The organism is Magnetospirillum sp. 15-1, assembly GCF_900184795.1.
Lineage (GTDB): Bacteria > Pseudomonadota > Alphaproteobacteria > Rhodospirillales > Magnetospirillaceae > Phaeospirillum.
Map to the genome: position 1 here is coordinate 1 of NZ_FXXN01000015.1, position 13,485 is coordinate 13,485.

10 protein-coding genes and 1 pseudogene are annotated in these 13,485 nt (G+C 65.1%); 1 reads left to right on the forward strand and 10 read right to left on the reverse strand.

Annotated elements, in window-relative coordinates; genetic code table 11:
• Positions 1-44 precede the first annotated feature (44 nt).
• From CP958_RS02410 to CP958_RS02440, 7 genes and pseudogenes are all read right to left on the reverse strand, one after another.
• A pseudogene (locus CP958_RS02410) lies at positions 45-798 on the reverse strand (IS5 family transposase).
• 401 nt (positions 799-1,199) lie between these two features.
• Positions 1,200-2,009 (reverse strand): universal stress protein, encoded by an 810-nt coding sequence (locus CP958_RS02415; RefSeq protein WP_096700424.1) that lies wholly within the window; start codon positions 2,007-2,009, stop codon positions 1,200-1,202.
• 108 nt (positions 2,010-2,117) lie between these two features.
• Positions 2,118-2,801, reverse strand: a complete 684-nt coding sequence (locus CP958_RS02420) for an RNA pseudouridine synthase (protein ID WP_096700425.1) — start codon at positions 2,799-2,801, stop codon at positions 2,118-2,120.
• Positions 2,798-5,860, reverse strand: a complete 3,063-nt coding sequence (locus CP958_RS02425) for an efflux RND transporter permease subunit (protein ID WP_096700426.1) — start codon at positions 5,858-5,860, stop codon at positions 2,798-2,800. The genes CP958_RS02420 and CP958_RS02425 overlap by 4 nt, the downstream gene beginning before the upstream one ends.
• Entirely contained in the window at positions 5,860-6,984 is a 1,125-nt protein-coding gene (locus CP958_RS02430) for an efflux RND transporter periplasmic adaptor subunit (RefSeq protein WP_096700427.1), read from the reverse strand. The genes CP958_RS02425 and CP958_RS02430 overlap by 1 nt, the downstream gene beginning before the upstream one ends.
• Positions 6,985-6,997: 13 nt before the next feature.
• Positions 6,998-7,525, reverse strand: a complete 528-nt coding sequence (locus CP958_RS02435; protein ID WP_096700428.1) for a TetR/AcrR family transcriptional regulator — start codon at positions 7,523-7,525, stop codon at positions 6,998-7,000.
• A 132-nt stretch (positions 7,526-7,657) separates the two neighbouring features.
• Positions 7,658-10,021, reverse strand: a complete 2,364-nt coding sequence (locus CP958_RS02440; RefSeq protein WP_096700429.1) for a Tex family protein — start codon at positions 10,019-10,021, stop codon at positions 7,658-7,660.
• Between the two features lie 259 nt (positions 10,022-10,280).
• On the opposite strand from CP958_RS02440, the gene CP958_RS02445 reads away from it, so the two are divergent.
• On the forward strand, positions 10,281-10,709 hold the full coding sequence (locus CP958_RS02445) for a hypothetical protein (protein WP_096700501.1): 429 nt from the start codon (positions 10,281-10,283) through the stop codon (positions 10,707-10,709).
• On the opposite strand, the gene CP958_RS02450 is transcribed toward CP958_RS02445, so the two are convergent.
• From CP958_RS02450 to CP958_RS02460, 3 genes are all read right to left on the reverse strand, one after another.
• Positions 10,693-11,253 (reverse strand): PilZ domain-containing protein, encoded by a 561-nt coding sequence (locus tag CP958_RS02450; protein WP_096700502.1) that lies wholly within the window; start codon positions 11,251-11,253, stop codon positions 10,693-10,695. The two genes, CP958_RS02445 and CP958_RS02450, sit on opposite strands and share 17 nt — an antisense overlap.
• 159 nt (positions 11,254-11,412) lie before the next feature.
• The gene (locus tag CP958_RS02455; protein WP_096700430.1) at positions 11,413-11,790 is read right to left on the reverse strand and encodes a PilZ domain-containing protein; all 378 of its coding nucleotides are present in this window, start codon (positions 11,788-11,790) and stop codon (positions 11,413-11,415) included.
• A gap of 129 nt (positions 11,791-11,919) precedes the next feature.
• Complete coding sequence (locus CP958_RS02460; protein ID WP_096700431.1) at positions 11,920-13,479, reverse strand: alginate export family protein; 1,560 nt, start codon at positions 13,477-13,479, stop codon at positions 11,920-11,922.
• Positions 13,480-13,485 lie beyond the last annotated feature (6 nt).

The following is a 13,485-nucleotide window of genomic DNA, read 5'->3' on the forward strand; positions in this document are numbered from 1 at the left end:
GTATCTTTATTCTACGGCTTCGTTAGGTTGGACAAATTTAAACCTTATCTGAGCCAGAACATGATGCTGGCGAGCTTGATGAAGCCCAAGAAGTTGGCGGCGATCTTGTCGTAGCGAGTTGCGATGCGCTTTTGATGCNCGTATTGTGNGCTTGCCCGCTCGGGTGGGCGATGGCGAGATCTTCCCGAGCGGTTCGGGCCGTATGNACACGGTTGCGATGGCGGCGGGGTGGAATAACCGGCTCGCCACCTTGGTCGAGGATGAGGTCATGGAGGCTGTCCGCGTCATAGGCGCGGTCGGCGAGGACTTGGCCCGCCTTCAATCCTCGGATCAGGTCGCAGGCAGGGGCCATGTCGTTTTGCTGGCCGGGGCCAAGCTCGAAGCGCACAGGCAGTCCGAGCGCATCGACTACGGCGTGGAGCTTTGTTCCGAATCCGCCTCGGGAGCGCCCGAGAGCCTGGGCCCCCTTTTTTGCCGCGCCCCGGCTGCTTGCGCGTTGGCTCGGATGACCGTCGCATCGATCATCAGCCATTCAAGGTCCGGATTGACCGAAACAGCCTCAAATATCCGGTCGAACACCCCTTGCTCGATCCAACGGTAATAGCGCCGCTTTACCGTGTCATACGGCCCGAACCGCTCGGGAAGATCTCGCCATCGCCCACCCGAGCGGGCAAGCCACAATACGGCATCAAAAAAGCGCCGACCGTCGCTACGAGGGCCACGCTTGCCCTTGCGCCCGCCGGGGACAAAGGGCTTCAGACGCTCCCACTGGTCGTCTCGCAGAATCTCGCCTTCCAAAGCTGACCTCCAAAATCAGCTTTGAATCACAATTCCGGATTCAGGGAAATCCTAAATTGTCACTACAGCCTAGAGCATCAAGCCATAAATCTGCGCCACCTCCGCTCTCGTCATGCCCGGACTTGTTCCGGGCATCCACGTGGCTCCGTCTAGGATAGTGCCGAACGCCCCCACGTGGATGGCCGGGTCGAGCCCGGCCATGACGCAGAGAGGTGGTTCTGATTTGAGGCGCGCCGCTCTAAGAAAACCACAAGACACGGATGTGCCTATCCATCCGCCCGAAGCGGCAATATGGAATTCCTACTGTCCCTGTTGATCCGTGACCGCGAAGCGGCATCGGCGTCCATCCGTGTCCATGAACGACCGGAGGACGCGCGACATGGATATCCGCCCCGGCAATCTCAGCAGCTGAACAGCACCGGGATGCTGGAATGGGCCAGGATGTGGCGGGTGCCGGCGCCAGCCTTGCCGGAAAACGACAGGCTGCGGCCGGGGTGGCCGCCGATGACCAGCAGGTCGGCGTCGATGTCGTAGGCGCGCGACAGCAGGGAATCCATGACCCCCAGGCCTTCGGTGTTGACCCGCTCGCCGGTGACCGGCAGGCCGTGGGTGCGCAGGTGGTCGATGATGTCCACCTGGGGCAGGGTCTTGTCCATGGGGGAGAAGCCGCGTACCGAGGCGACCAGCACCTGTTCGGCGCCTTCCACCAGGGGCAGGCAGTCGTGCAGGGCGCGGGCCGCCTGCTTGGCGGAACGCCAGCCGATCACCACGTGCTTGCCCACCGGGCGGTCCTTGTAATCGACGGGCACCACCAGGACGGGGCGACCGGAATTGAGGATGATCTGCTCGACCATGGTCTCGGGGACATGGTTGCCGTAGGCGGCGGGCTGGGAAACGATCACCAGATCCACATAATGGCTGCAGAACACCGTCTCGCTCAGCAGATCGGTTTCGGCGCCGTGGACGACCTGCCACCAGCGGGTCTGGAGACCGGCGGTGGCGGTCTCGAACGCCTTGCGGGCAGCCTCGGCCTGGGCCAGCAGGGTGTTGCTGGGCTGGCGGGCGACCATGGCGGTGGGGCTGATCTCCTTGCGGGCGAACAGGCCGGTCAGCCGGGCGCCGAAGCGCTTGGCCTGGGCCACCGCCAGGGTCAGAGTGCCGCTATCGACGCTGTCGCCGTCCAAATGGACGAGAATGTCCTTGATGTTCATAGCCCCCACCCTGTTTGTCCGGTCCGTTGATGTTGCCGGTCAGAGTAGTTCACCCTCAGCCGGGGCGCGCGTCAAGCGAAATGAGTAAATCGGTATTGGTTTGCGTCTTTACGGTGAGACCCATCCGCACCCCTCCAGGGCGGTCCGCATATGCTCGGGCACCGGGGCTTCGGCGCCGATAGGCGGCTTTCCGGGATCGAGCGGCAGGACGATGCTCCGCGAATGCAGCATCAGCCGGTCGCCGGCCAGGGTGCCGGTGCCGCGCCCATAGATGGCGTCGCCCACCAGGGGATGGCCGATGGCGGCGCAGTGGGCGCGAATCTGGTGGGTGCGGCCGGTCAGCGGCCGGCATTCCAGCCAGGACAGCCGCCCGTCACTGCCCAACAGCCGCCACTCGGTGACCGAGGCCAGCCCGGTGCGGTCCACCTCCATGCGCCAGCCGAACTTCTTTTCCCGCTTCTTCAGGGCGTAGTCGATGACGCCCTGCGCCTCGCGCGGCTTGCCCACCACCACCGCCCAATAGGTCTTGCCGGCGAGGCCCTTGGCGAACAGTTCGCCCAGCGCCGCCAGAGCCTTGCGGTCGCGACCCAGCACCAGACAGCCCGAGGTCTCGCGGTCCAGACGGTGGGCCAGTTCCGGCCGCCGGTTCAGGCCGAAGCGCAGGGCGTCGAGATAGAGCATCAGATGCTCGCCCCCCTTCGGCCCGGCATGCACGGCCAACCCGGCCGGCTTGTCGATAATCAGCACGGCCGGGTCGCGGTACAGAACACGGGAGACGAGATCGGGGCTCACTCGGCCGGCGCCCCTTCCGCCACCGCCCCGACCGTCGCCCGGCGCTCGGCGGCGACGAAGGTATAGATCACCGGCAACACGAACAGGGTGAACAGCGTGCCGATGGTCATGCCGGCGACGATCACCACGGCGATGGAGAAGCGCGACGCCGCTCCCGCCCCGTGGGCGAACAGCAGGGGGATCAGGCCGGCGACCATGGCCGCCGTGGTCATCAGGATGGGACGCAGGCGCAGGCCGGCCGCCACCATCACCGCCTGGGCGCGGCTGAGGCCCTCGGCTTCCTGGCGCTCGCGCGCCACCTCGCAGATCAGGATGCCGTGCTTGGTGATCAGGCCGATCAGGGTGACGAGGCCCACCTGAGTATAGATGTTCATGCTGGCCACGCCCAGCGCCAGCGGGATCAGGGCGCCGCAGATGGACAGCGGCACCGAGACCAGGATCACCAGCGGATCGCGGAAGCTTTCGAACTGGGCTGACAGCACCAGGAAGATGATCACCAGGGCGAAGACGAAGGTCATTGCCAGGGCGTTGCCCTCCTGCACGTACTGCCGCGACTGGCCGGCATAGTCCACCGTGGTGCCCTGGGGCAGCAGCTCGGTGGCGAGATTGCGCAGCAATTCCAGCGCCTGTCCCAGGGTCACCCCGGGCATGGGGAAGGCCTGGATGGTCACCGAGTTGAGCTGGTTGAACTGGTTGAGCGACACCGGGCGCACCGACGAGCCCAGGCTGACCAGCGACGACAGCGGCACCGCCGCCCCCGACGAGGCGCGCACGTGATAGCGGCCCAACTGGGCGGGGTCGAGGCGGAACTCGCGCGGCACCTGGGGAATCACCTGATAGGAGCGGCCCTGCAGATTAACCAGATTGACGTAATTGCCGCCGGTCATGGTGCCCAGCGCGTCGCCGATCTGCTGCATGGAGATGCCGTAGGCCGCCGCCTTGTCGCGGTCGATGACCACCTGGGTCTGCGGGCTTTCGATCTTCAGGTCGGCGTCGATGAAGGCGAACATGCCCGATCCCTGCGCCCGCTTCATCAACTCGCCCTGAATCTCGTTGAGCTGCGGGTAATCGGCGATGGAGGACAGCACGAACTGCACCGGCAGACCGTCGACGCCGGGCAGGGGCGGCGGCGGGAACACCGAGGCCTTGACCCCCGACACTTCGTTGAGGGCCTGCTGGATGGCGGCGGTCAGCGTCTTGGCCGAGCGCTTGCGGTCCTCCCAGGGCGTCAGCACCGCACCGCCGAAACCCTGGCTGATGGCGCCCATACCGTTGATCAGGAAGGTTTCGTTGGTCTCGGGGAACGCCTTCAGCTTGGCGGCGATCTGGTGCGAGAAAGCCTCCATGAAGTCGGTATTGGCCGAGGCCGGGCCGTTGAAGGCGGTGAACACCACGCCCTGGTCCTCTTCCGGCGCCAGCTCGGTGGGCACCGCCAGGAACAGGAAAGGCAGCGAGCCCAGGACGATCATGGCGAAGATCAGGGTGGTGGGACGGTCGGCCAGCGAGGCGCCCAGCCATGTCTCGTACTTGGCGCGCACCCGGTCGAAGGTACGGTCGATCAGGGCGGTCAGGCCCTTCTTGTCGTCCTCGTGCCGGAGAATCTTCGAGCACATCATGGGCGACAGCGTCAGGGCGATGACCCCCGAGACCACCACCGAACCGGCGAGCGTCAGGGCGAACTCCTTGAACAGCGATCCGGTCAGCCCGCCCATGAAGGCGATGGGGGCGTAGACGGCGGCGAGCGTGATGGTCATGGAGATGACCGGCCCGCTGATCTCGCGCGTGCCCACCAGGGCGGCGCGGAACGGCGGCAGCCCCTCCTCGATGTGGCGATGCACGTTCTCCACCACCACGATGGCGTCGTCGACCACCAGTCCGATGGCCAGCACCATGGCCAGCAGGGTCAGCAGATTGATGGAGAAGCCGAGGGAGAGCAGCAGCACCGCCACGCCGATCAGCGACAGCGGCACGGTGACCACCGGAATGACCACCGAACGCACCGATCCCATGAAGAAGAAGATCACCACCATGACGATGATCGCCGCCTCGGCGATGGTCTTGGCCACCTCGGTGACGGCGGCATCGATGAACAGGGTGGAATCATAGGCGATCTTGGCGGTCAGGCCGGGGGGCAACTGGGCCTGCAGGGCCGGCAGCGCCTCTTCGCGCACCTCGCGGATCACCGACAGCGGGTTGGCTTCCGGCGTGGTGTAGATGCCGACGAAGATGGCCCGCTCGTTGCCGGCGAACACGCTCATGTCGTCGTTTTCCGGCCCCAGTTCCACATTGGCCACGTCGCCCAGGCGCACCAGCCGCGAACCGTCGTGCTTGATCACCAGCTGGCGGAATTCCTCGACACTCTTCAGATCGGTGGAGGCCTGGGTGTTGACCACGTCATAGGCGCCCTTGGTGGACCCCGAGGCCGAGGTGAAGTTGTTGCTGGTCAGAGCGTTCTTCAGATCGTCGGGCCCCATATCGTGCTGGGCCAGCTTTTCCGGGTCCAGCCAGACGCGCATGGAGAACTTCTGGCCGCCGTAAAGCTCGGGGTTGGCGACGCCGGGCACGGCGGCCAGCTTGGGCTGCACCACCCGCATGACGTAATCGGTGATCTGCTGCTGGCTTAGGCGGTCGGACGAAAAGGCGAGATAGGCCGAGGCGAAGCTTTGCCCCGTCTCCTTCTTGATCACGGAATCGTTGATGCCCTTGGGCAACAGGCTCTTGACCTCGGCCACCTTGCTCATCACCCCGGTCATGGCGGTTTCCGGGTCGTCGTTGAGGCGGATGAAGGCCTTGATCTCGCTTAAGCCCTGGATGGAGCGCGATGTCAGGTAGTTGATGCCCTCGGACGTCGCCACCGCCTTCTGGATCGGCTGGGTGACGAAGCCCTGGATCATGTCGGCATCGGCGCCGGGAAAGGTGGTGGTGATGGTGATGACCGTGTTGGTCATCTCGGGATACTGGCGCACCGGCAGGCTCATCAGGGCCCGGAGGCCGATGAACAGGATCAGCAGGCTGACCACCGCGGCCAGTACCGGCCGCTTGATGAAGATGTCGAACATCACTGCACCGTCCCGTTGGACGCCGTCTTCAGCGGATCACTGGCCGCCACCTGGACCAGCGAGCCGTGTTCCAGCTTGACCTGGCCCGAGGTCACCACCACGTCGCCGGGCGCAACGCCCGACTTGACGACCACCATGCCGTCCTTGCGCTCGCCCAATTGGACCACCGCCCGTTCGGCCTTGGATACCGTCTTGCCGTCGGCGCCGGCCTCCTCCTTGACCACGAACACCGCGTCGCCGTGCAGGTTGTAGGCCACCGCCGAGGCGGGCACCGTCACCACCGGGGCACCGGAGGGGCGCTCGATCTCGATGCGGGCGAACATGCCGGGACGCAGACGGCCCTCGGCATTGGAGAAGCTGGCGCGCACCGAAACCATGCCGGTCTTGACGTCGACCAGCGGCTCGATGGCGGCCACGGCGCCCTCGAACACCACGCCGGGCCAGGCATCGGTGGTCATGGAGACCTTCTGGCCGACGCCCAGCAGGGCGAGGTCCTTCTGCGACACGGTGAAGTCGCACAGCATCAGCGACAGGTCCTGCATGTTGACCACCATCTGGCCCGGCTGGACGTACTGGCCCAGATCGACCTTGCGCACGCCGAGACGCCCGTCGAAGGGTGCCGTGATGGTCTTCTTGGCGATCTGGGCCTGCAGCCCGGCCACCTTGGCCTGCTTGACCTTCAGTTCCGCATCGGTCTTTTCCAGGGCCGCGACGCTGACCGTATCGGACCGCACCAGCTTGACGTTGCGGTCGTGGTTGGTCCTGGCCAGGGCCAGCTCGGCCTGGGCGCTGCGCAGGTCGCCCATCTCGACATCGGTGTCGAGTTGCACCAGCACGCTGCCCTTCCTCACCTCCTGGCCGGATTCGAAGGCGATGGACTTGACCAGCCCGGCCATGGAGCCGGAAATGTCGACGCCGTTGACCGCCTGCAGCGTTCCCACCGCCGGCACCACGGTGCGCCAGTCGGTCAGCACCGCCTTGGCGGTGGTCACCGCGATCACCGGCTTGGGCATGGTGGCGAAGAACTGCTTGATCATGTGATTGCGGAAGGCGACGAAACCGAACACCCCGCCGAACACGATGGCGCTGCCCGCCAGCATGATGATCATCCGTTTGGCTTTCATGGCGCAGGCTCCGTTACTTCAGAAGGTCGAGGGCGTGCCGCTTGAGGCGCTCGGCCCCCTCGGCATCGCTGAGGTTGATACCCATCAGGCGCTGGAAATAGACGCCGTCCATGGCGGTGCAGATCAGTCCGGCCCGCTCCAGGTCGGGGCTGTCGCTCTTGATGCGCTCCATCCAGCGGTCGTACATGGACTGGATGGGGGCGACCAGATCGGGATTGACGGTGACGGCGGCCAGCAAGGCGCCTCCCACCGGATCGAAGGCCGGACCGTTGGGGTCGAAGCAGGCGTGCACCAGGGTCCTGGCCCAGCGATAGGGGCCTTCCGGCTGATGCTCGTAATGTTCGCGGTTGAGCTGGTCGCACTGTTCGATCAGCCGCTGGACCATGCCGCGGATCAGGTCGTCCTTGCTCTTGAAGTGATAGAGCACGCCGCCCTTGCTGACGCCCGCCTCCTTGGCGGCCGCGTCCAGGGTCAGCCTGGTCACGCCCTGGTCACGAACGATGGTCATGGCGGAATCGATGATGCGCTCGCGCGTACTCATACCGTACCGGTCCCTTTTACTGTACCGGCTGGACGGTATAGGAAACTGAACCGACGAGTCTAGTCAGACGGACGCATAGGGGAAATGCGCTACGACTATTCCGTTTGGGAAGTGGGGAATTGGAGACGCCCCCTACCGCTTCTGCTTGGCCTTGGCGAAGGCGGCGGCGAAGGCTCCCCCCCCCTCGTCCGCCTTGGGAGCGGCCTGCCGCTGGGGCTGGGGCGCCGGGCGGCGATCATCGCGGCGGGGCGCGGGACCGTCGTCCTTGCGGGCCGGGACCGGCTGGGCGTCCATGCGCATGGACAGCGCGATGCGGTTCCGCTTCATGTCCACTTCCAGCACCTTGACCTTGACCAGATCGCCGGGCTTGACCACCTCGTGGGGGTCCTTGACGAAGCGGTCGGCCAGCACCGAGATGTGGACCAGGCCATCCTGGTGGACGCCGATATCCACGAAGGCGCCGAAATTGGTGACGTTGGTCACCACGCCTTCGAGGATCATGCCGGGGGTCAGGTCCTTCAGGGTCTCGACCCCCTCCTTGAAGGCGGCGGTCTTGAACTCGGGGCGCGGGTCGCGGCCGGGCTTTTCCAGTTCCTTCAGGATGTCCTTGACCGTCGGCTCGCCGAAGCGCTCGTCGGTGAACTCCTTGGGATCGAGGCTGCGGACGAAGGCGGAATCGCCGATCAGCGCCTTCACCGGGCGGCCGGTGGCCTTGACGATGCGCTCGACCACCGGATAGGCCTCGGGGTGCACGGCGGAGGCGTCCAGCGGATTGACGCCGCCCACCACCCGCAGGAAGCCCGCCGCCTGCTCGAAGGCCTTGGCGCCCAGGCGCTCCACCTGCTTCAGCGCATCGCGGGACGCGAAGGGGCCGAAGCGGTCGCGGAACTCCACCACATTGCGGGCCACGGTGGGGCTCAAGCCCGCGACACGGGACAGCAGCGGGGCGGAAGCGGTGTTGACCTCGACGCCCACGGCGTTCACGCAGTCTTCCACCACCGCGTCCAGCGAGCGGCCCAGCTTCACCTGGTCCACGTCGTGCTGGTACTGGCCGACGCCGATGGCCTTGGGGTCGATCTTGACCAATTCGGCCAGCGGGTCCTGCAGGCGGCGGGCAATGGAGACCGCGCCACGCAAGGATACGTCCAGATCGGGGAATTCCTTGGCGGCCAGTTCGGACGCCGAATAGACCGAGGCGCCGGCCTCGCTGACCACCAGCTTTTCCAGCCCCAGGTCCGGGTGGCACTTCATCAGGTCGATGACCAGCCGGTCGGTCTCACGCGATGCGGTGCCGTTGCCGATGGCCACCAGCTTGATGCCGTGCTTGCGGGCCAGATGGGCCAGGGCGGCAAGGGAACCCTGCCAGTCGTTCCTGGGCTGGTGGGGATAGATGGTGGCGCATTCCACCACCTTGCCGGTGGCGTCGGTCACCGCCACCTTGACGCCGGTGCGGATACCGGGGTCGAGACCGATGCAGTTCCTGGCTCCGGCCGGCGCCTGGAGCAGCAGGGCGCGCAGGTTGCGGGCGAAGACGCGGATGGCCTCTTCCTCCGCCGCCTCGCGCAGGCGGCTCATCAGCTCCAACTCCAAATGCAGATGAATCTTGATACGCCACGCCCAGCGCACCGTCTCGGACAGCCAGGAATCGGCGGGGCGCTTCAGGTCGCGGATGGAAAAACGCCGGGCGATGCGGGCCTCGAACTCGCCGGGGCCTTGGGAAACCGCGCCTTCCGGCCGCGCCGCCTCGTCGGGAGTCAGCAGTTTCAGGTTCAGAACGTTTTCGTTGCGCCCCCGGAACAGCGCCAGGGCGCGGTGGGACGGAATGGCCTTGATGGCCTCGCGGTAGTCGAAATAGTCGGAGAACTTGGCCCCGGCCTCGGTCTTGCCCTCGGCCACGGTGGAGATCAGCACGCCGCCGTCCCACAGGGCATCGCGCAGGTTGCCCAGCAGTTCAGCATCCTCGGCGAAGCGCTCCATCAGGATCTGCCGCGCCCCATCCAGGGCGGCCTTGACGTCGGCCACGCCCTTTTCCGCGTCCACATAGGGTTCGGCCGCCTGTTCCGGCACCTTGGCCGGATCGGCCAGCAAGGCGTCGGCCAGGGGCTCGAGGCCGGCCTCGCGGGCGATCTGGGCCTTGGTACGGCGCTTGGGCTTGTAGGGCAGGTAAAGGTCTTCCAGCCGCGCCTTGCTGTCGGCCTCGGCGATCTGGCCTGTCAGCTCCGGAGTCAGCTTGCCCTGCTCCTCGATGGAGCGAAGGATGGCGGCGCGGCGATCTTCCAGCTCGCGCAGGTAGCCCAGACGCTCCTCCAGATTGCGCAGCTGGGTATCGTCCAGTCCGCCGGTAGCCTCCTTGCGGTAGCGGGCGATGAACGGCACCGTGGCGCCTTCGTCCAGCATCTGTACCGTCGAGGCGACCTGGGAGGCCTGCACGCCCAGTTCGCGGGCGATGCGATTGGTGATGGCGGCCAGGGTAGCGACGGGAAGAGTGGAGGTCATGCTCGCTCGCGTTCAGTGACGACGGGAAGATGGGGTTTAGCCAAATTTCCGACCGCTGTCACGGCCGGAGATGGCGGGCAACCCCTACGTGACGCAAGCTACGTCGGCAGCGCATTTTAAGAGACTACGGTGACGGATCATGACGCCGGGATGACCATGTGTAAGAAGAAAAAACGAGTTGTTTCAGTCCTTTGACATAGACAGGAAGCACTACCATCTTTGAAAAGACAGCGATGTGGCGTCTTTGGTGGAGGCCCCCATGTTCCTTTGGAACATGTCCCTGGAAACCGGCATCGCCGAGGTGGACCTCGGCCGCAAGCGCATGCTTGGGGCCATGGCCGATTTCTTTCAGGGCATGGACGACCCCGGCCTCAACCAGCACACGCTGGCCGCCCATACCGGGGCGATCTTCAACGCCATGAAGGCGGCTTTCGCCACCGAGGACGCCTTCCTCAAAACCCATGACGGCGAAGCCAGCGAAAAGCACCAGATGACCCATGCCGCGCTGTCGGCAGCCTTCATCGATCTTTGCCGCAAGCTGATCCCCAAGATCAGGACCCACAAGCAGGCACAGCAATGCTGCCTGGAAATCTACCAGTTGGTGGACGACGCCCTGTTCCACCACGTCACCAAGGAAGTGGCGGGCTATCGCGAGCTGGGACGGACACCGGTCAAGAAGGTGGGATAGCCTCGACCTCGACACTCGCCGCGGCCACGATTGCGCACGCGGCCTGGGCCTCGATGTCGGCGTCGATCATGGCCTTGATCCTGGCCTCCAGCTCGGCTTCGAGCCGGAAAGCGGCTTGGGCGTCGCTATCGCGCTCGGCCGGCGATACGGCATCTCTCCGGGGTTGGGCAACGGCCTCCACCCCGAAGGTCTGGTCGCAAGACCGGGGAACCTCCAGACGGAAGTGGCCGGTCATCATCCGCGCCACCTCGTCCAACGACAGGTGCTGATGGAACTGACAGCCGGCAAACGCACCGCCCGCCCACATCACCGTCGCGGGCATGACGGAATGCTCGTCGGAGATGATGATATCGCAGGGGACGGGCAGCAGCGCCGCCATGGCGATTTCGGCCTCGTCGAACCGTAATTTGGCGCCGCCGCAGGAGGCGTCCACCAGGACGGCCCGGCTTTCCCGCCCGCCAAAGACACAGGTGCACTCGGCACCACCCCGCTGGCGGCGAAATTCGCGCCGATTGTCATGGATCACTTCGTCATCTGATGCCAAGGCTTTGCTCCGCACCGCCCCCCTGCATACAGACTATGTTATGAATTAAATATTGAATACCCTCCCAAAAGCTGTGCCCATCCCCCCTCCTGGAGGTGGGGGGTCAGGCGATGTCGGCGGGAAATTCCGTGGTGGCTTTCGCGGCCTTGGGACCGTCGATCAGGAGGCCGGCGCGGCGTCGGCCGGCTGAGCCAGGGGAGCCAGTTCCAGACGGAAATGGCCGGTCATCATCCGCACCACGTCGTCCAGCGACAGATGCTGATAGAAGCGGCAGCCGGCCAACCCGCCGCTGGCCCACATGACGGTGGCGCGCATCTTGGCGAACTGGTCGACGATGATCATGTCGCGCGGCAGTGGCGCTATGGCGGCCATGGCGGCCTCGGCTTGATCGAAGCGCAGCTTGAAGCCGCCGCGCGATGCGTCCAGCAGAGTGGCACGGCTTTCCATGCGATCGAGGACGAAGGTGCATTCAGCACCGGCACGCTGCCTGGGAAACGCGCGCTTGTTGTCGCTGGCTATGCCATTGTCCAGTGCCATGGCTGTCCTCCCACACCATATCTCATAGAGATATAATATGGCCCAAGGATTAAGAAGTTTCCATAGCCCGGAATGGAAAAGGCCCCCGCCCCTTCCTGAGAAGGAGGCGGAGGCCTCTTGCCTGAAGTCCTAGAACTTGACGACCAGCGATGTCTCGCCCAACAGCCAGGTCTTGTCCATGGGCAGACCGGCCGGGTTGGAGTTGGCATTGATGTTCTGCTTGTAGCCACTGCCGGCCTTGGCGGCACCGAAGGCGGCCGACAGGGCGACGTTGTCGCTGATGGCCCATTCGGCGGCGAAGTCGATTTCGCGGGCCAGATCGTCGGAGGTGACGTTGGCGAGCTGGCTCTTGGCGTCATACTTGTAGTTGAAGGCCAGGACGCTCAGCTTGAGGTCGTCGCGCGGATTCACGCTGAAGGTCAGCTGGTGAATGTTCACGTTGGAGTTGGAGATCACGTAATTGCCGACGATCTCGCCGATGAACCAGGTGCCGAAGCCACGGGTGATGGCGTTGTAGAAGAAGGGATCATAGGCCTCCTTCTTGTCGTCGTTGGGGTTCTTGTCGCCCGAGAAGTGGGCGTAGCGGTAAGACAGCTTGGGCGTCCACAGCACGTCGGACAGTTGGTAGCCCGGCTCGATGTAGTAGGCGTTGGCGTCCACCTTGGCGCTGTGGCTGTTGTTGTTTTCCTTCACCGCGTTGCCGTACAGGGAGAAGTCCGGCAGGAACGGCAGCGGATTGCCGCCGATGTGGAAGGAGAACACGGTCATGCCGTCGCGGGCCGACGACAGGGTGTTGGTGACCGTCGAGTTGGCGATGCCGTTGTTGAAGCCGTAGACACCACGGCTGTCGGCCGACGCCACCCGGAAGACGGTCATGCCGCCGTACCACTTGCGGTCGGCGTAGTTGGAAGCGCCGTCCGGAGCCGGCTTGCCCTCGACCTGATCGGCATTGCCGAACAGTTCGATATTGCCGCCGACGACCGAGGTCTGGGCATTCTCGTACAGGCCGGGCAGCATGACCGAGTTGGAGGCGTTGTTCTTCAGGTAGAACACGTCGCCGCGCACGTTGCCCGACGACACCTTGGCGACACCGGTCTGGGCGAAGGCGGTCCGGGACTGGGTCCAGAACATGCCGCGCTTGCCGATGTTGTTGGTGCCGTTGCTGATCAGGAAGCCGTCGGCGACGCGGAAGCTCTGGCGACCGCCCGACAGGTCCAGGCCGTTCTCGTCCAGGCCCAGGCCGACCAGGGTCTTGCCCGACTTCCAGCCGCCATACAGGTTCTCCAGCTCGACCAGCCAGGGATGGCCGTAGGTGGTGGAGATCAGCGAGGGCTCGCCCGAACCGCCGGTCATGGTGAACTGGCCGCTGACGTCGCCGTAGAAGCTGCCGTAATTCTCGGTCTCGTAGGAGGCCTTCAGCTCGGGATGCAGGAAGGTCTCGGACCAGTTGCCGCGGCCGGTGATCCGCTTGCCGGGAGCGCCGCCGTTATTGGTCCACGAGCCGGCGCCGAACTGGGCACCCGGGCTGGTGAACAGGGTGACGCCGCCGGTAGCGGCGCCGTCAATCTTCAGGCCGCCCTGCTCATACAGCGAAAAATCGGCGGAGGCCGGCGTCGCCGCCAGACCCAGAACCGCCGAGAGAATCGCGCCCGAAATCAGGGAACGGCTGCGAAGATCGTGTCCAAACATCTTTGA